We start from the raw sequence: 17432 nt of genomic DNA, 5'->3' as shown, positions 1-17432 counted from the left end.
TCCCCTGATCTTTTGCGCAGCGGGCCAACCTCCTTCGACCTGCTACACAGTCCCAGAAGGGAGAGCGTGGGTGAATTTCGATCTCAGCCAAGACGAGGAAATGCTCAAGGCCCTGGCAGAGCGCTTCGTCAACGAGACATATGACATCGACCGACGTCGGGCTTACCAGCGTGAAGCCACCGGTTTTTCGATCGACAACTGGCGTCTGCTGGGCGAGCTGGGTTTGATCGCGGCGCTGTTCGACGAAGCCTCGGGCGGCCTCGAGCTTGACGCCACGGGCATCGCCACGGTGTTCGAGGCGCTGGGACGCGGCTTGGTCGTCGAACCACTGATCGAAAACGGACTGTTCGCGGGGCGCCTGTTCGCGGACACGGCGCCGGCGGCGCTGCGCGATGCGTGGCTCCCCGACCTGATCACCGGTGATCGGCGGCTTGCGGTCGCGCATGCCGAAGCCGGCAGCCGCGCCGGCCGGCTGTGGGTCAAGACCCGGGCGGAGCTGTCCGCCGACGGTGCCGTGCTGAACGGCGCCAAGGCCTATGTTCCGGCCGGTGTCGACGCAGATGGCTATCTGGTGAGCGCACGCGAAGGTGGCGATCCGGGCGATCCCGCATCGGTGCGGCTGTTCCTTGTGCCCGCCGATGCGCCGGGCCTCGCGATTTCCGACTGGCGCATGGCCGACGGCGGCGCGGCGGTCTCGCTCCGGCTGGACGGCGTCCGCGTGTCGGCCGATCATATGGTCTCAGGAGGCGCCGCCGCTATCGACAAGGCCACGATGCTCGCCAATCTTGCGCGCGCCGCCGAAGCGCTGGGCATCATGGAACGGCTGTTTGCGGAGACAAAGGACTATCTGCGCACGCGCGAGCAGTTCGGCGTGCCGCTGTCGAGCTTTCAGGCGATCCAGCACCGCATGGTCGCGCAATATGCCGCGATCGAGCAGGCGCGCGCCCTTCTCAACCTCGCCATGGTCGCGCGCGGCGATGCGGACTTCGTCAATGCCGTGTGCGGCGTGCGGGCATTCATCTCCGACGTGTCGCTGACGCTCGCGCATGAAATGGTGCAGTTCCACGGCGGCATGGGCGTGACCGACGAACTCAGCATCGGCCACGGCCACAAGCGGCTGCTCGTCCTGTCGCGCTGGCCTGACGACCCCGACGCGGCGCTTGATCGCTTTGCGGGCATCGCCGCCTGAGCGATCAGGCGGCGGGTTCGCGTTCCTTGAGCCAGCCGATGCCGTGCCGAAGCAGTTCGTAAAAGACCGGCAGGTCCCAGGCGCAACGGTCGACGGTCGGCCACCAGTCGAGCATCGGCTGCAGGTCGTAGTGACCCCGGCAATGGCCGAGCGTGTTGTACAGCACCGCACCCCGGCCGTGCTGCTTCAGGTACATGACCGGATGCATGCCGGGCGCGTCCGCGGCCTCGACAAAGCCGGTGCCTTCCTGCGTGCACTCGGTTTCGAGGAGCACGTGAAGGTCGCCATGACATTCCATGTGATAGAGTTCGTCCGTCGTGTCGAACGGCTCGATCCCTTGGGTCAGCGGATGCGCAGGGTCAGCGACCGTCACACGATATGGCGCGATCGGCGGGTGGCTGAGGAACTGGCTGCCCAGTAGGTCCATGAACAGTGGCGCCCAGCGTGGCGCCTCCCACAGGCCCGCATCCGGGCCCTCGGCGAGCAGACGCAGCACCGAATTGGTCCCATGCAGCGCATACCAGCGCCCGCCGTTCGCCAGCCAACCGCGAAGGAGTTCCTGCGCCGCGAGCGAAGGAGTCACGTCGCAGGTGTAGGTGATCAGGATATCGGCCTCGCGCAGCGCGTCGAGCGTCTCGTAATTCTCGAACACGCGGGTGCGGACCCGCTGGTCCTCGGCGAGCAGCTTCAGCAATTCGAGCCGCGCGAAGTCCATGTCATGCCAGACGCCGCCGCAGATCAACACGCAGTCGATCCGCGGCGGATGCGTCTCCTTCTCGCTCACGCCTTGGCTCCGAGCCGCCCATCGAGATATTTCTCGAGCGTCTGGTGAAACTGGCGGATGCGGATTTCCTGATAGTTCGCCAGTTGGACGACGCCCGTCTTGGAAGCATGGAGACCTTCCTGCACATAAGGCAGGTTCTCCATATCCTGTTCGAACACGTCGCCGAGGATGCCGAGTTCGGGCGCCGCTGTCCATTTATCGTCCGGGCCGAGCAGCTTCATCGGCACGCCGCGCGGCATCGGCTCGCCCTTCTTGACGCGTGACAGGATGCGCACTTCCATCAGGCAGGTGTCGGGCGTCTTGCCCGGCCGCCAGCGATAGATGATGTTCGGCATGAAGCCGCCCCAGGGCGCGAAATTGGGGAAGACGTTGTAAACCAGCGCATCCAGTAATTCAGCGTCGGTCGCATGGTCGTGGTCATAGCCGGTCTGCGCGGTATAGCCGGCGCGCATTGCCGCTCCCAGCGCCTCGCGCGCGCTCATGCCTTGGGGCACCGAGACCGCGAAAGGATCGCTGGCGGTCTCGTAATTGTCGGCCGAGCGGCCGTTATACTTGACGAACTCGTCGACGATCCACTGCTGTTCCTTGCCGTTGGCGTCGAGATGGGGGGACATGATGCCGAAGGGAACGAGGTTGGCGTTCACATTGTCGCCCCAGTTCCAATAGGCGCTGTTGCAGTCGCCAGTGAACGGCAGCAGTTGCGGATGGGTGATGACGGTGTGCCATGCTTCCATGAAGGCCTCGGCCGTCACTTTCCAGTTGGCCGCCACTTCCTTGGCCACCCAGATCACCGTCGTGCATTCCTCGTGCCGCCAGCGGGCGAAATGCTCGGGCAGGGGCGCGAGATAGTCGCGCAGGCTGGGTCCGCCCTTCTCCTCGCGCAGGAAGATGTAGCCGCTCCAGCGGTCGACCTCGGCCTCGGGCAGGTTCATCGCGGCAGGATCGAGATGGGAGAAATCCCACTGGCAGGGCATCTGCGCGAAGCTGCCGTCCTTGTTCCAGCTGAAGCCGTGGAACGGGCAGGTGAAGCGGTCCGCCGTTCCCGTCTCGCGCTTCAGCTTGCGTCCGCGATGCAGGCAGACATTGTGGAAGGCGCGGACCGAACCGTCCTCCTGCCGCGACAGCAGCCAGGACCGGCCGGCATTTTCATAAACGGCATAGTCGCCGGGATCGGGCAAGTCCTCCTCGCGCGCGGCGAACTGCCAGACATAGGGCCACATCCGCTCACGCTCCGCCTTTGCGAAGGCCTCGCTGGTATAGCGGTCCGCCGGGATCGGGTCGGACCCGCGATATTCATAATGTTCCTGCGTCAGGCTATCGGGCGCGGGCCGTGAGTCCTGCGCCATCAGCTCGGTCCAGCTGATGCCGGGGCTGCGCGCCATGCCGCCTTTGCATGTCGGGTCACGTTCCGCCATCGATCCCGCTCCGTAATTGCAGTTTGGCCATTTTTTGTTCTTGTGCGCCGTTTCCGTCATCGGGTCACCTTGAACAAAAGCTAGGTTGCGGGGCGGCGGCGTTTGCCGGAACAATAAGGCAGCAACGGAGAGGAGGGCTGGCGCGTGGGCGGACGGCTGGACGGCAAGGTCGCGCTGGTGACGGGCGGCACATCGGGAATTGGCGCGGGAACCGTGCGGCGTCTCGTGAGCGAAGGCGCCAAGGTCGCGTTTACCGGCTCCAACGCCGAAGCGGCCGCGGCACTGTGCGCGGAGACGGGGGCGCAGTTTCACAGGCACGACGTGCGCGACGGTGCCGCATGGGTCGCCCTGATGGAGAGCCTTCTGAGCGCGCGTGGTCGCCTCGACATCGCCTTCGCCAATGCCGGTACCGAACATGGCGACGGCAGCGTGGAGGATATCAGTCTCGACGGCTGGAACAACGTCATCGGCATCAACCAGACTGGTGCGATGCTGACCGTGCAGCACGCCATCAAGGCGATGGCGCGCAACGCCGGAGGGCCGACCGGCTCGATCATCATCAACAGTTCGATGAACGCGCATCGGGCGATGGGTAATTTCGTCGCCTATTCGGTGTCGAAGGCCGCGGTGGTCGCGCTCGCGAAATCGGCGGCGGTCCATTGCGGCAATCGCGGGTACCGGATCCGCGTCAACGCGATCCTGCCGGGTGTCGTCGAGACCGCCATGATCCAGAAACTGATCGAGCAGTCGGGCGCTGCCGAAGCGACCCGCGCCGCCTATGAAGGCATGTCGCCGCTCAAACGCATGGCGTCGGTCGATGAAGTGGCCGGACTTGTCGCCTGGCTCGCATCCGACGAGGCCGCGTTCGTGTCGGGCGCCGAATATGTGATCGACGGTGCAACAACGGCGGGGATGATGGGCGTATGAGCGACCTGGGTGCACAGCGGCTGACGGGGCGCGTCGCTTTCGTATCCGGCGGCCTGCGCGGCATCGGGTTTGCCTGTGTAGAGCGCTTCCTGGCCGAAGGGGCGGAGGTCGTGCTGTCGGACCTGGATAGCTCCGACAGCCCGGTGGCGCAGGACACAATGGCGCGGCTTGGCGAGGCGGCCAGCTATGTGCAGGCCAATGTCGCGAAGGAGGAGGACTGGGCGCGCGCAGCGGAGGCCGTGGCCGAACGGCACGGCAAGCTCCACATCCTCGTCAACAATGCCGGAATCGACCTCACCGGCCCGGTCGAGACCCTGTCGATGGACGGCTGGCGGCGGATCATGGCGGTCAACGTCGATGGCGTATTCCTGGGCGTCCGCGCCTTCGTGCCGCTGATGGCCCAGAGCGGGTGGGATGTGAAGGGTGGCAGCTCGATCATCAACGTCAGTTCGATCATGGGGCTTGTCGGCATGAACGAGGTGTCTGCATACAACGCTAGCAAGGGCGCGGTGCGCCTCTTCACCAAGGGCATAGCAGTCGAGTTCGCGGCGAAGAAGATGCCGATACGCGCCAACTCGCTCCATCCCGGCTTCGTGGTGACGCCGCTCCTCCAGGCGGGTTTTCAGCGTTGGGTCGACACGGGCATTGCGGAAAAGCCCGACGACCTCGTCGCGATGGTGGCGGGCAAGACGCCGATCGGCCGGCTCGCCGATCCGTCGGAACTGGCGTCGGCCGCCTTCTTCCTCGCCAGCGCCGACAGCAGCTACATGACGGGTGCGGAACTGGTGATCGACGGCGGCTGGACCGCGCAATAGGTCAAAGGATCGAGCGATGACGATTGCACTCGACAATGTCGTGGCGGTGGTGACCGGCGCGGCGGGCGGCATCGGGCGTGCGACGGTGCAGGCGATGAAGGACGCGCATGCCACCGTGATCGCAACCGATATCGGCGACAATCCGGGCGACATCGGGGCCGAGCATTATTTGCGTCACGACGTCACCAGCGAGGCCGACTGGAAGGCGGTCGCGGCGCTGGCGCAGGAACGCTATGGACGGATCGACGCTCTCGTGAATGTCGCCGCGATCTCGGTCGTCAGCAAGATCGAGGATACGCCGCTGACCGAGTTCCATCGGGTCAACGCGATCAACGTCGACAGCATCATCATCGGCGTGCAGACGCTGTTGCCGCTGCTGAAGGAAGGCGGCAAGGCGAGGGCCAGCGGCGCCTCGGTCGTCAATTTTTCGAGCGTCGGCGGGATGCGCGGCGCCGCCTTCAACGCCGCCTATTGCACCAGCAAGGCGGCGGTGAAAATGCTGTCTAAGTGCATGGGGATCGAGTTCGCGGCGCTCGGTTACAACATCCGCTGCAACAGCGTGCATCCGGGCGGCATCGACACGGCCATGCTGACCAGCATCATGGACAAATACGTCGCGCTCGGCGCTGTGCCATCGCGTGAGGTCGCGATGCAGGCGATCGTCGCCAGTCACCCGATCGGCCGGCTCGGCCGTCCCGACGAGATGGCGGGCGGTGTCGTCTATCTCTGTTCCGACGCGGCAAGCTTCGTCACGTCGTCGGAACTCGTCATGGACGGCGGCTTTACGCAGGTCTGACGGCGCGTCCGATCCGCGTCAGGCTTCGACGGGGATCAGGAAGTCCATCGTATAGCGCCTGGTCTTCCATCCCTGGGGGGTGCGCACGACGTCGAAATAATAGCGGCCATGCACGGTGATGCCGCCGCCATCCTTGTACCGGCCCATGCCGATGACATAGGCGCGCATGGTCGCGCTGTCGCCGGCGTATGCGGTGACCGCAAAGTTGGTCAGATAGTGCGCATGATGCGCCATGCCTGCGAAAACACCGGTAAAGAACTCGCGGATGCCGCTATGCCCTTTGACGCTGGGATAGTTGATCCCGGAGAGGTCGAAATCGGCATCCTCGGTGAAGACGTCGCAGATGCCGTCGATGTCGGACAGGCTGTCGACCGCGTGGGCATAGGCGATCATCAGATCCTGAATGGCGAGGCGGTCTTCGATGGGGCACGGGGTCATGGCGTCACTCCGGAAACAGCGGTCGGATCGGGTCGGTGCTGCCGTCCCAGTCGCGCGCCGCCTCGGCGATGCGGGTGAAGGCAGCGGTCTGGGCGTCGTCCTGCTCGACGATCTCGATCATGCAGCCGAGGGCAGGTGACGTGTCCACATAGCAGAAGCGCATCGCGCCGAAGACGCCATCGACCGCACTGACGAAGCCCTGGTCCAGATAGCGCTGCCGGGTCGCGTCATAATCGTCGGTGTAGACGCAGAAATGGTGGAAGCCTGTCGTCCCCCTGGCAATCGTGTCGCGATAGGCGCTGGGGCGGTCGCAATGCTGCTGGATCAGTTCGATCTGCACGCCGCCCGACTGGGCGATCGCGACCGAGAAGTCGATGCCATCCGAGGGCGCTCCGCGATAGCGCGCCTCGGCAAGGCGGATATGCGGCACCAGGAAGAAGGGGCCGATGCCGGTGGTGGCGATCCACGCACGCGCTGCCGCCTCCACATCCTCGACTATGAAGGCGGCCTGCATGACATGCGGGCCGACCTGACCCAGCGTGACGGTCGTCATCCTTCCTTGCCGCACAGCATGTCGTTCAGCAGCTCGTGAAAGCGCTGCACGCGCTTTTCCTGATTGGACAGGATGCAGCCCTTGAACCCGCGCGAGTTCAGTCCCTGCTGCTGGGTGGTGCCGATCGACAGGTCCTGGTCGGCAACGAAACCGAGCGAAACGCCGTCGCCATAGGTGCTGTGCCGGTGGATTGCGTCATGCTTCAGCGGCGCCTTGCCCACCGGCGTCTCGACTTCCTTCATGCCCTTGACCGGCGGATAGAGACACCAGTGCTGGAAGACGCACTTTTCGGGGTCGGTCGGATGCGGTTCGGTGCGCAGGATCTGGCACTGTTCGGGAGACATGGTGATCGTCAGATTGGGAAACAGCGTGCAGTGGAAATAGTCGACAAGCTGCTGGTCGCTCATGTTCGTATAGTCATAGCCGCGTTCCGGGCCGAATTTGCGCTTGGCCTCGATGACCGCCTGCCGGATGTCTGCGGTGCGGCCGCGATAGGCTTTGGGGTCGATACCCCAGGCCTCCGCAGCCTCATAGAGGCCGGGGGGTACGTCACCGCTGACATAATCCTTCCGCGTGGTCGCCTGATGCCCGACCATCCACATCGAGTTGTGGCCTGACGGGTACATCTCGAACAGGGTCGTCGGCAGCCCGTCGTTGATGAAGGTCGACAGCTCCGGATGGATCGTCGGCAGATGATAGCTCTCGTTGAAATTGTCGCGGATGATTTTCCAGTTGAAATCGCAGTCCGCCGAGACGTTGAGCACGCGCACCCAGTTTTCGAGGCGATAGCCGGCGAGCCGCTGGGGGAAGGGCGCCAGCCACTCGTGGAGCGGGGCGACATCGTCATCCATGCACCAGAAGACGAACGGACCCCATGTATCGCAGCGCAGTTCGCTCAGCTTCACCTTGCCGCACGGGTTGCCGTTCGGGAAATCGTCAGGATCCTGCACATGGACGAGCGTGCCGTCGGGGTCGAACTGCCATCCATGATAGCCGCAGGTGATGCGCGGGGTCGAACCGACGTCGCCCAGCACCAGCCGATTACCGCGATGGGGGCAGCTGTTGTAGAACGCCTTGATCGATCCGTCGGCCTGGCGGACCATGATGACCGACTCCTTGGCGAAGTTGTGGCGGATGAAATCGCCTTCCTCCTCCAGTTCCGCGACCAGCCCGCCGAGATGCCAGACCTTGGGCCAGAGATATTTCATCTCCCGCTCCATCCACTCGCGCGAGATATAGCGGTCGGCGGTGATGGTATCGCCGCGCACGGGCTGATCGAAGTCCTTCGAATAGCGGGAAAGCATGGGTTCGGCGGTCATGGTGTCATTCCTCTCTTGCCGGCCAGTTGCGGGTGTCGCTGAAATCCTGGCCCCGTCTCCCGGCGCGGATGAGTTCGGGGCCGGCGGCGAAGAAAGCGCGGTGGGCCGGATTGTCACATACCCAGTCGGTTATGAGCGCGCGTCTCACGATCCGCCACTCGCCATTGCGACAGGCATATTCGTCGACATATCGGCCGGACACGAACAGGTCGCGCGAATTGCCGGCTTCGTCGCGCGTATCGTGCCATGCCTGGAAGTAGCATTCGCCCCGGGCGGTGTCCCCGTCCACTTCGATGCGCACCTGCCCCAGCATGTGGTGCGTGCCCTCCATCGTCGCAAGGAGCGCCTGCGCTTGCTCGACAAAACCGTTAGCGTCGCCCTTGACGGTGCCGGCGTCGATCCAGGCATCGTCGTGAAAGGCGCTGCGCTGGAGCACGGGGTCGAGCCGGTCGAGCCCGCGCATGTAGCGGCAGACGGCGTCGTGTATGTCGCGCCGCGCGGCGAGGTCGCGGACCTCCGCCTCCAGGTCGAAGGCGCTGGTCATGCCACCGTCTCCCCATTGTCGATGGTGATGGTGGTGCCGGTAATGTGACGCCCATCCTCGCAGGCGAGATAAAGGACCATGTTGGCGATGTCGCTCGGCTGGCCCATGCCGAAAGCATTGGTCTGGGCGCGGCCTGGATCGTCGTCGGGCAGTTCGGCGACGGCCTGCGCCGTCATCGGCGTAGCGATGCCGCCGGGCGCGATGGCGTTGCAGCGGATCTTGTAGCCCTGCTCGCGGCAGTGGACGGCGATGCTGCGCGTCATGCCGATGATGCCCGCCTTGGCGGCACTGTACGCGGGAATGGCGCTGATCCCCATCAGCCCGGCGATCGATGCCATGTTGATGATCGCGCCGGAGCCGTCCTTCGACATGTGCGGCAGGGCGACATGGCAGCCGAGGAAGGTGCCATCGAGCATGACGTCGACCTGCAGCTTGTAGTCGGCGTAGGACATCAACTCGATATGAGCGAAGCGGACGAGGCCGGCGTTGTTGACCAGCGTGTCGAGCCGTCCGAAGCGGTCGATCGTCGCCTCGACGACCTCCCGCCAGCGCGCTTCGTCGCGAACGTCGTGGTTGAGATAGAGACAATCGGGGATCGACGCCGCCACTTCCTGACCCAGCCGGTCCTGCACGTCGGTGATGACCACCCTGGCGCCTTCGCGCGCGAGGACGCGGGCGTCCTCCGCCCCCAGTCCCGAAGCGCCGCCGGTGATCAGCGCGACCTTGCCGTCCATCTTGGCCAAAACATCTCTCCTCATTGCGTCTCGAGGCGCTGGGTGCCCTCGGGAAACGGGAACCAGTGTTGCGCGCGGCATGACCAGAAATGCACCGTGGGCGTCAGGTCCGCGGTCTCGTCGAGCGTGCCCGCCTTGATGAAGATATGGCCTTCCGCCTGCGCGGCCGGCGTGTCGGTCACCAGCGGCGAGCCGCAGGCCGGACAGAAATGGCGGTAAACGGCCTGTCCGCTCGATCCCCGATCCTCGAACATTGCCATTTCGCCAGTGACGTTGAGGCCGTTGCGCGCGACCATGGCGACGACCGATAGCGCGGAGCCCGATTGTTTCTGGCAGTTACGACAATGGCAGACGACCAACGCCAGCGGCGGCCATGCCGCCTCATAGCGGACGGCGCCGCACAGGCATCCGCCGGAGCGAGTGGCGCTCATCGATCCCACTCCAGTACGAGGCGATTGACCTGTCCGACGATGCCGCCCGAGCAGCGCGTATCGGCATCGGCGGCGACGCGGAAGTCGGGAATGCGCCGCAGCCACTGTTCCAGCGTGATTGCCACTTCCGCGCGCGCCAGTTCCTGACCGGGGCACATGTGCGGCCCGCTGCCGAACGTGGAGTGACGGCCGCTGCGACGGCTGAAATCGACATCCATCGGGCAGGCGTTGATCCGCGCATCGAGACCATGCACCTGCGTGGGGATGCACACCAGCTCGCCCGCCTTCAGGCGGACGCCGTGAAACTCCATGTCCTCGCGCACGATGCGGGCAATGATAACAAGGCCGAAGCGGCGGAACAGTTCGTTTGATGCAGTGAGCAGCCCACTGCTGCTCATCGCCGCCAGCTCCCGCCTCGTATCGTCGTGCGTGGCGAGATGGAGGAACAGGAAGCCGAGGAAATTGACGACCGTATCGACGCCGGCGATCAGGACCTGGGTGGACAGCGCCAGCGCCTCATCCGTGGTTAGCCGTCGGCCTTCCATATCGGCGGTCACGACATGGCTGATCAGGTCCTCGCCCGGGGCGGCGCTGCGCGCGGCAACCACGGGCGCCAGATAGTCGTAGAAGGCGCGCTTGGCGGCGCCGAAGGGCATGGGCGGATTGGGTCGGGTCATGCACTCCGCCCAGTGGCGGATACGCTCGACGTCGGCGATTGGCAGGTCGACCAGCGACATGAAGATGCGTAGCGGGAAGACCCGCGCATAGTCGTGGGTGAAATCGCACCGGCCCGCATCCACGAAGCCGTCGATCAGTTCGGCCGCCGTCTGTCTGATACTCTCGTGCATCCGGCGCACCTTGGCGAGCGACATGGCGTCATTGAGCAGCTTGCGATAGGGGCGATGCTCGGGCGGGTCGATGGTGGTCGGGATCAGGCCGTGCTGCGCGCCGACCGACTTGGGGATGACGATGATGCGGTTGGAAAAGCGCTCATAGTCGGACTGCACCTCCGCCAGCACCTCGCCGGATAGCGCGATCCAGTGCCCCTCGTTGCGGGGCGTCCAGACGATCGGCGGCGCGCCGTCCTGGAGCGTCCTCCACGCGGCGTGAAAATCGTCGGACTGTCCCGGCAGCGCGTAGATGTCGATGTCGACCACCCGCTCGGGAGCGACATGCGTGGGCGTGGCGAGCACCGCGCTGGTCACGACTGGCTCCACAGCCCGTAAACGAGATCCTCGCGCCCGAAGCATCCGCGCGTCGTCAGCGCCTCGTAGAAGCCGCCGCTCTCATAGGTCGTGGGGTGGCTGGTCGCCCAGTCGCTGACGAAGGCGCGGCTGGCGATCTTCCATACGCCGTCCCGGCGCTCGTACCGGTCGATATAGCGGCCCCCGGTCATGCTGTCGGTTTCGGCCGCGCGCGCATGGGCGATGACATAATGCTCGCCCACGGCGTGATCGCCGCGTACCTTGATCCATTCGTTCGCGACCGAGTGGAAGCAGCTTTGCATGTTGGCGCGGACGAAGGCGGTGATGTCGCGCGCGAAATCCGGCGCGGTGCCGTTCACGATGCCGGAGATGACGGTCGCGTCTTCCCAGAAGATCGACGCGAGCAGCGCCGCGTCGGCGCGGTCGACGCCGCGGCAATAGCCGGCGACAAGCTGGCGGATCGCTTCGCGGGCAAGCGCCGCGTCGAGGGCGGCTTCGTCAGGGGCCATGGGTGTCACCTTCTGCAGCATGCGGGTGGAGGCATCATGATGGGCAAGCAGCGCGCGGCCGGCGTCGCTCGCGCCCTTGCCCCCCGCGGGCACGAAATGGTCGCTCGCGACCGGCGGGTCGGCGCGGCTGGTATCGCCGGGCCGATTGGTGTTGCCGTCAAGCACATAGATCCGGTGCGCGATCCGCCACGCGTCGCCGTCGTGGCGGAACCGGTCGAGATAGCGGCCGAAGACCGTGCGTCTCAGCCCGGGCTCCTCGATCGCCGCGATGACATAGGATTCCGCGACCGCCTGTGCGCCGGAAACGCGGATGTCGCTGCCTGCGGTACGGTGCATTGTTGGCGGGGCGGCTGCCTGCGCACCGGCGAGGATCGACACCAGCGTCGATGCCTCACCGGCGAAGAAGCCGTAATCGACCGTCGCGTCGGCATGATAGGCAGCGCCCAGCAGGTTGCCGTCACCCCGGTCCACGCCCCGACTGTGGATTGCCAGCACGTTGCGGATCGCATGGCTTGCCGCCAACGTCCAGGCGTCGACGGTCGACATCATTCCCGTCCCCGCGTCAGAAGTTGAAGCGGAACACCGCGCCATATTCGCGCGGATTGCCGAGCGAGGCGAGGGTGCCGATCCCGGCGAGGCTCAGCTTCTGGTTGAAATACTGTTCGTCGAAGAGGTTTCGGGCATAGGCGCCCAGCTCCCAGTTGCCGTCGGTCGGCCCCCAGGAAAGGCTGACGTTGACCAGATTGACCGCGCCGACCAGCTCGACCGGCAGGTTGGTGTAGCTCGTGTATTTGGAACTGGTGTAGCTGTACTGGCCGGTCGCGGTGAGCGTTCCCGATCCCACCGGCTGGGTCCAGTTGAACCCCAGCGATGCGCTCCACTCGGGCGAGTTCATCAAACGGTTGCCGGCATAGGAGACCGGCACCAGATTGCCGGTGCCCGGGTCGAGCACGCGGGTGTCATATTCCTCGTACCGGGCGTCGAGATAGGCGAGCGAACCCGTGAGGGTCAGGCCCTGGGCCGGCGCGGCGGTCAGCTCCAGCTCGAAACCCTTTGTTTCGGCCCTGCCCGCATTGGCGATTGAGGCGGAGTTGGCGCCACTGGGGTAGGTGATGTTCTGCACCACCTGCATGTCACGATATTTGTTGAGGAACGCCGCGAGGTTCACCCGCAGCCTCCGGTCGAGAAGATCGGCCTTGAGACCCGCCTCGAAAGTGTCGACTTCCTCCGGATTGAACGGGCCGATGTCCTCCGCTATGGCGATACGGCCGGTGAAGCCGCCCGATTTGAAGCCGCGCGCATAATAGCCGTAGAGCATCAGTTCATCGATCGGCCGGTAATCGATGCCGACCTTGTATCCGATGCGGTTCCAGCTTTTTTTGCCCGATGCGACAATCAGGCTGCCGGGGATCAGCGGATCGTCGAACGTCGCCTGACCGCTGGGGTTGATCGTGTTGGCTGTGGTCGACACCGCCTCGGTACGCTCGTGGCTGTAGCGGAGACCCGCCTGGACACGCAGCTCGGGGGTCAGATCGTGGTAGAGCTGGGCGAAGCCGGAGATCGACTGGTTCTCCTGATCCTGGGTCTGCGGTTGCCCCAGGCCGGGAAGGAAGCCGTCCAGCTTGCCATCCTGATCGAGGAAATAGCTCTGCTCGAAATAGAAGGCTCCGACGATGAGCCGTGTCGAATCGCCGATTCTGATAAGATCGCGTAATTCCTGCGAGAATTGACGATGGTCGGTCTGCCGCCGGGTCTGCAGGAGGATGCGGGTGGTCGCATCGTCGTCGGAATACAGATCGCTGTCATATTCGCGATAGTTGGTGATCGACGTGATCTCGCCGACGGGGCTGTCGAGATTTTGGGTGAGGGTGATCGAATAGGTGTCGCGGTTGTTGTAGTCGGGCTGATCGTTGCTCAGGCCCCGGCGGAAGGAGAACGGATCTTCGGTCTCTCCCGGCGTGTAGAACAGCTCGCCCGGCCCCGCGATAATAACCCCCGTCTGGGAGCCGTTGCGGCTGCGCACATATTCGCCGATCAGCGTGGCGTCATAGTCGCCCTGCTCATATTTCAGATAGCCACGCAGGGAGGTGACGTTCCGCTCCCCGATGCGCCGGCCGTCGCCATAGTTGCGGAAAAAGCCGTCCATCGAGTTGTGCAGGATGCTCACCTTGCCGGCGAGATTGTCTGTGATCGGGAAGTTGACGGCGGCATTCGCCTCGAGATGATTGTAGTTGCCGTAGATGATCTCGCCCTCGACGCCCAGCGTGCCGGTCGGCTGCTTGGTCACCACGTTGATGACGCCGCCGGTGGTATTGGCGCCGAACAGCGTGCCCTGAGGGCCGCGCAGAACCTCCACCCGCTCGATATCGAACAGCGACAGCAGGGCGGCGGTGTTGACCCCCACGACAACTCCATCGACGACCACCGAGACGGTCGTGCCGACATAGGGGTCGGCGTCGTTCACGCCGATGCCCCGGATGGTGAAGACCGCCGAGTCGGGTGAGTTGGAGAAGCTGTTGATCTGAACGTTCGGCAGGCTGTTGGACAGGTCGGCAATGTTGGTGACCTGCTGATCCTGCAGCGTTTCCGCCGTGATGGCGGAGACGGATATCGGCACGTCCTGGAGATTTTCCGACTGCTTCTGCGCGGTGACGACAATATCGCTGATGCCCTGGTCCTGTTCCTGGGCGACAGCGGAGTCCGGGTGGCCGGCGATGCCCAGCGCCATTGCAAGGCTCAGGCAACTGGACGACAACTTGCGGTGGTGCGGCGTCATTGGTCCTCTCCCTGTGACAGCATACCGGCGGCGCCCCGCGTTGGGTGGTGAGGTGGTTCTCGCTTCACACCGGCACTACTGTCGGTTTTATCCGACTGCTGCCCGGCTTCGGGAACTGAGGTTTGTGCTAGGCAGGAAACGCTGGTGATGCCGCGGGCGTGCGCATTATGATTGCGCGATGTCCCTCCAACTGATCCGCGAGCGCATGTTGGCCGCCGTCAACCCGGTGCATGGGGCGGAACCGCCGCGCCACTGGCAGCAGCGCAAAAGCGCCGGCACCCGCCTCAGGCTTGTCGAGATGGCTATCGATTGCCTGGTCGAGAGCGGATACGCCAGTTTCTCGGCCGCGCATGTCGCGCAGCGTTGCGGCGTGTCGCGCGGTGCGATGCACCATCACTTCGCCACGCGCATGGAACTGGTGGCGGCCACGATCGAGCATGTCTTCTACAAGAGGATGGGCGCCTACCTCGACGCCTATCTCGAGGCGCTGGCCACGAACGGCGATCTCTCCTCGGTCGAGATCGCGAGCGAACTGCATTGGCAATCGGTCCACAGTCGCGAATATTCCGCCTATGTGGAACTTGCGGTGGCGGCCCGCACCGATAGCGAACTGGCGCAGCAGTTCGTGCCGCAGGCGCAGCGTTACGATACGATCTGGTTCGACGAGATGAGCCGTGCCTTCCCGCAATGGCAGGCGCACTGGGACGACATGCGGCTGGCGAACGACCTGACGACGGTGGCGCACATGGGCATGCTGATGCTTGAGCCGGTGCTCGGCCAGGGGGAACGAAGCGCGCGTATCCGCGGGCTGGTGACGCAGATGGTCGACGCCCTCTATCGGGGGCGCTGAGAGAAACCGGCACCTCTGCCGCTTTTCTCTCCTTTATGCCAGTTTGGCCTGGCGCGTCGCGCGGGCACACTTGCATCACCCCGTCCGCAATACCAGACTTCAACCGGGAGAGGATCATGACGCTGCACGCACCGCCGCCGCCGCTGAGCGGCCGCGATCCCGCCAACCTGCGGGGCGACGCCATCACGGGCGACCGCTATTTTTCCAGCGAATTTGCCCAGCGTGAATGGGACATGCTGTGGACCCGCATCTGGCACATCGCCGGCCGCACCGCGGAAATGCCGGAGCCGGGTGATTATGTCGTCCATAATTTCATGAAGGAATCGGTGATCTGCATCCGTCAGGAAGACGGATCGGTCCGCGCCTTCTACAACAGTTGCGCGCATCGCGGCATGCGGATGGTGGGCCAGTCCTCTTCCGCCGACATGATCGCCTGTCCATATCACGGTTGGCGCTACGGGCTCGACGGCGTGCTGGTACATGCGCAGGACCCGGAAGACTTTCCTCAGGGCAATCCCTGCGGAAAGCTCAAGCTCAGGGAATTGCGCTGCGATACATGGGGCGGTTTCGTCTGGTACACCATGGCCGAACAAGGGCCCAGCCTCGCCGAATATCTGGCGCCCATGCCCGACGTCTATCGCAACTATCCGATGGACACGGCGGTGCGCGTCGCCTGGTATCGGATCGCGCTCAATGCCAACTGGAAGTTCGTCACCGACAATTTCAGCGAGAGCTATCATACCCGTACCGCGCATCCGCAGGTACCGCCGTGGATCGACCAGGATGTCGACACCGCCCGGCACGAGATGTGGCCCAGCGGCCATGGGCGGACGGTGCAGCCGATGCGCCCGTCGCTGTCAGACCGGCTGCCGGAGCACTTGCCGCACCCGTACAAGATGATCCTTCAGGCCTGGGGTATCGATCCCGACAGCTACGCCTCCTACGAGGATCTGGCGATGCAGGGGTGGCTCGACCTCAAGGCGGCAAAGCGTCGGCTGTGGAAGGAACGCGGCTACGTTCATTACGAGCATATGAATGACGAGGAACTGACCGACAGTCCGCACACCGTCATTTTCCCCAATGTGACGATCAGCTTCCTGCCTGACAATCTGGTGTTTTTCCGGTCCGAGCCGCACCCGGACGATCCGGGAAAATGCTATTTCGACCTGTGGTGCATGGCCTTTCCCGTCGAGGGGCAGGAGACGGTCGAATCGATCATGGCCGGGCCGCGTCCGCTCAAGGAAGCGACAGAATGCGAGCATCGCGACTTCGACGCCGGGCGCGGAATCCCGGAACTCGCGGGGCAGATCGTCTATCAGGACATGGAGCTTGCCGAGGGGATGCAGGCCGGCCTGCATTCCAAAGGCTATCAGGATGCTTATCTTTCGGCACAGGAAACACGCGTGCGCTTCTTCCATGAAGTGCTCAACGATTGGCTCGAAGGAAGGAGGCCCTGATGAAGACGGTGGCGATTACGGGCGCAGGACGCGGCATCGGCCTCGAACTTGCGCGGCAGCATCTCAGCGTGGGTGACCGCGTCCTGGCCCTGGTGCGCAATCCGGCTGGGGCGACCGAACTGGAGGCGATGGCCGCTGGCTCGGACGGTCGTTTGACCGTGCACCGCATGGACGTCGGGGACGACGCCTCGGTGCGCGAAGGCGCCGCCTCGACCGGCGACGAGGCGGTCGATATCCTGTACAATGTCGCGGGCGTCACTGGGCCGGCGACCGGCGAGCTGGAAGCCGCCGACTGGGAGGCATGGGACGATGCCTTTCGCATCATGGTGCAGGGGCCGTTGCGGGTGCTTCAGGCTTTCCTTCCGCGCCTGCGCTCCGGCTCCAGGGTCATCAACTTCTCCAGCCAGCTGGCGGCATCGACCTGGCCCTATGGGGGCTATTATGCCTATGGCGCCGCCAAGGCCGCCCTCAACCGAATGATGCGGTCGGTCGCCATCGATCTCAAGGATCGCGGCATCATCGTCGGGCTGGTCCACCCCGGCTGGGTCCAAACTGACATGGGCGGCGCCGATGCCGAGATCACGCCGCAGGAGAGCGCGTCAGGCATCCGCAAGCTCGCCGACGCCTGGACCATCGAGATGTCGGGCGACTTCTACAAATGGAACGGCGAGCCGCATAGCTGGTGAGGGA

The 17432-nt window shown here is 64.6% G+C and carries 18 protein-coding genes; 7 read left to right on the top strand and 11 right to left on the bottom strand.

Translation table 11 applies throughout. From position 1 onward, the window contains the following. The first annotated feature begins 70 nt into the window (after nt 1–70). A complete protein-coding gene (locus tag BSL82_RS07625; RefSeq protein WP_072596740.1) occupies nt 71–1189 on the top strand; it encodes an acyl-CoA dehydrogenase family protein in 1119 nt (372 codons plus the stop codon). 4 nt (nt 1190–1193) lie between these two features. Here BSL82_RS07625 and BSL82_RS07620 read toward each other — a convergent pair whose 3' ends face one another. Further along, nucleotides 1194–1973: a ThuA domain-containing protein gene (locus tag BSL82_RS07620; protein WP_072596739.1), complete on the bottom strand. Its 780-nt coding sequence runs from the start codon at nt 1971–1973 to the stop codon at nt 1194–1196. Continuing rightward, nucleotides 1970–3388 (bottom strand): aromatic ring-hydroxylating oxygenase subunit alpha, encoded by a 1419-nt coding sequence (locus tag BSL82_RS07615; RefSeq protein WP_072596738.1) that lies wholly within the window; start codon nt 3386–3388, stop codon nt 1970–1972. The genes BSL82_RS07620 and BSL82_RS07615 overlap by 4 nt, the downstream gene beginning before the upstream one ends. A 144-nt stretch (nt 3389–3532) precedes the next feature. Between BSL82_RS07615 and BSL82_RS07610 the strand changes: the two genes are divergently transcribed. Genes BSL82_RS07610 through BSL82_RS07600 form a run of 3 tightly spaced genes read left to right on the top strand, consistent with a single transcriptional unit; the run spans nt 3533 to nt 5926 of the window. After that, nucleotides 3533–4315, top strand: coding sequence for an SDR family NAD(P)-dependent oxidoreductase (locus tag BSL82_RS07610; RefSeq protein ID WP_072596737.1), 783 nt, complete (start codon nt 3533–3535; stop codon nt 4313–4315). Continuing rightward, nucleotides 4312–5130 carry an SDR family oxidoreductase gene (locus BSL82_RS07605; protein WP_072596736.1) on the top strand — a complete coding sequence of 273 codons (819 nt, stop codon included), beginning with the start codon at nt 4312–4314 and terminating at the stop codon, nt 5128–5130. Before BSL82_RS07610 ends, BSL82_RS07605 begins: the two co-directional genes overlap by 4 nt. Nucleotides 5131–5146: 16 nt before the next feature. Beyond that, the gene (locus tag BSL82_RS07600; protein WP_072596735.1) at nt 5147–5926 is read left to right on the top strand and encodes an SDR family oxidoreductase; all 780 of its coding nucleotides are present in this window, start codon (nt 5147–5149) and stop codon (nt 5924–5926) included. 18 nt (nt 5927–5944) lie between these two features. Here BSL82_RS07600 and BSL82_RS07595 read toward each other — a convergent pair whose 3' ends face one another. From BSL82_RS07595 to BSL82_RS07555, 9 genes are read right to left on the bottom strand one after another with little or no spacing between them, the layout of a single operon-like run. Continuing rightward, complete coding sequence (locus BSL82_RS07595; RefSeq protein ID WP_072596734.1) at nt 5945–6364, bottom strand: nuclear transport factor 2 family protein; 420 nt, start codon at nt 6362–6364, stop codon at nt 5945–5947. A 4-nt stretch (nt 6365–6368) separates the two neighbouring features. Further along, the gene (locus tag BSL82_RS07590; RefSeq protein WP_072596733.1) at nt 6369–6917 is read right to left on the bottom strand and encodes a VOC family protein; all 549 of its coding nucleotides are present in this window, start codon (nt 6915–6917) and stop codon (nt 6369–6371) included. Continuing rightward, nucleotides 6914–8236 (bottom strand): aromatic ring-hydroxylating oxygenase subunit alpha, encoded by a 1323-nt coding sequence (locus BSL82_RS07585; RefSeq protein ID WP_072596732.1) that lies wholly within the window; start codon nt 8234–8236, stop codon nt 6914–6916. The genes BSL82_RS07590 and BSL82_RS07585 overlap by 4 nt, the downstream gene beginning before the upstream one ends. A gap of 4 nt (nt 8237–8240) precedes the next feature. Next, nucleotides 8241–8780, bottom strand: a complete 540-nt coding sequence (locus BSL82_RS07580) for a nuclear transport factor 2 family protein (RefSeq protein ID WP_072596731.1) — start codon at nt 8778–8780, stop codon at nt 8241–8243. Beyond that, nucleotides 8777–9514 (bottom strand): SDR family oxidoreductase, encoded by a 738-nt coding sequence (locus tag BSL82_RS07575; RefSeq protein WP_226998690.1) that lies wholly within the window; start codon nt 9512–9514, stop codon nt 8777–8779. Before BSL82_RS07575 ends, BSL82_RS07580 begins: the two co-directional genes overlap by 4 nt. A 20-nt stretch (nt 9515–9534) precedes the next feature. After that, nucleotides 9535–9945: a GFA family protein gene (locus tag BSL82_RS07570; RefSeq protein WP_072596729.1), complete on the bottom strand. Its 411-nt coding sequence runs from the start codon at nt 9943–9945 to the stop codon at nt 9535–9537. Continuing rightward, nucleotides 9942–11150: a cytochrome P450 gene (locus BSL82_RS07565; RefSeq protein ID WP_072596728.1), complete on the bottom strand. Its 1209-nt coding sequence runs from the start codon at nt 11148–11150 to the stop codon at nt 9942–9944. Before BSL82_RS07565 ends, BSL82_RS07570 begins: the two co-directional genes overlap by 4 nt. Beyond that, a complete protein-coding gene (locus BSL82_RS07560; RefSeq protein WP_072598669.1) occupies nt 11147–12205 on the bottom strand; it encodes a nuclear transport factor 2 family protein in 1059 nt (352 codons plus the stop codon). Before BSL82_RS07560 ends, BSL82_RS07565 begins: the two co-directional genes overlap by 4 nt. Before the next feature lie 16 nt (nt 12206–12221). After that, on the bottom strand, nt 12222–14435 hold the full coding sequence (locus tag BSL82_RS07555) for a TonB-dependent receptor (protein WP_072596727.1): 2214 nt from the start codon (nt 14433–14435) through the stop codon (nt 12222–12224). Between the two features lie 178 nt (nt 14436–14613). Between BSL82_RS07555 and BSL82_RS07550 the strand changes: the two genes are divergently transcribed. From BSL82_RS07550 to BSL82_RS07540, 3 genes are all read left to right on the top strand, one after another. Further along, on the top strand, nt 14614–15285 hold the full coding sequence (locus BSL82_RS07550) for a TetR/AcrR family transcriptional regulator (RefSeq protein ID WP_072596726.1): 672 nt from the start codon (nt 14614–14616) through the stop codon (nt 15283–15285). Between the two features lie 116 nt (nt 15286–15401). Beyond that, nucleotides 15402–16742, top strand: a complete 1341-nt coding sequence (locus tag BSL82_RS07545; RefSeq protein ID WP_072596725.1) for an aromatic ring-hydroxylating oxygenase subunit alpha — start codon at nt 15402–15404, stop codon at nt 16740–16742. Then, nucleotides 16742–17428, top strand: a complete 687-nt coding sequence (locus BSL82_RS07540; RefSeq protein ID WP_072596724.1) for an SDR family NAD(P)-dependent oxidoreductase — start codon at nt 16742–16744, stop codon at nt 17426–17428. The genes BSL82_RS07545 and BSL82_RS07540 overlap by 1 nt, the downstream gene beginning before the upstream one ends. The last annotated feature ends 4 nt before the right edge of the window (nt 17429–17432 follow it).

Source organism: Tardibacter chloracetimidivorans, from assembly GCF_001890385.1.
GTDB classification, from domain to species: Bacteria; Pseudomonadota; Alphaproteobacteria; order Sphingomonadales; family Sphingomonadaceae; genus Tardibacter; species Tardibacter chloracetimidivorans.
Note: the sequence above shows the minus strand (reverse complement) of the source record. Positions and strands in the feature narration are given on the sequence as shown.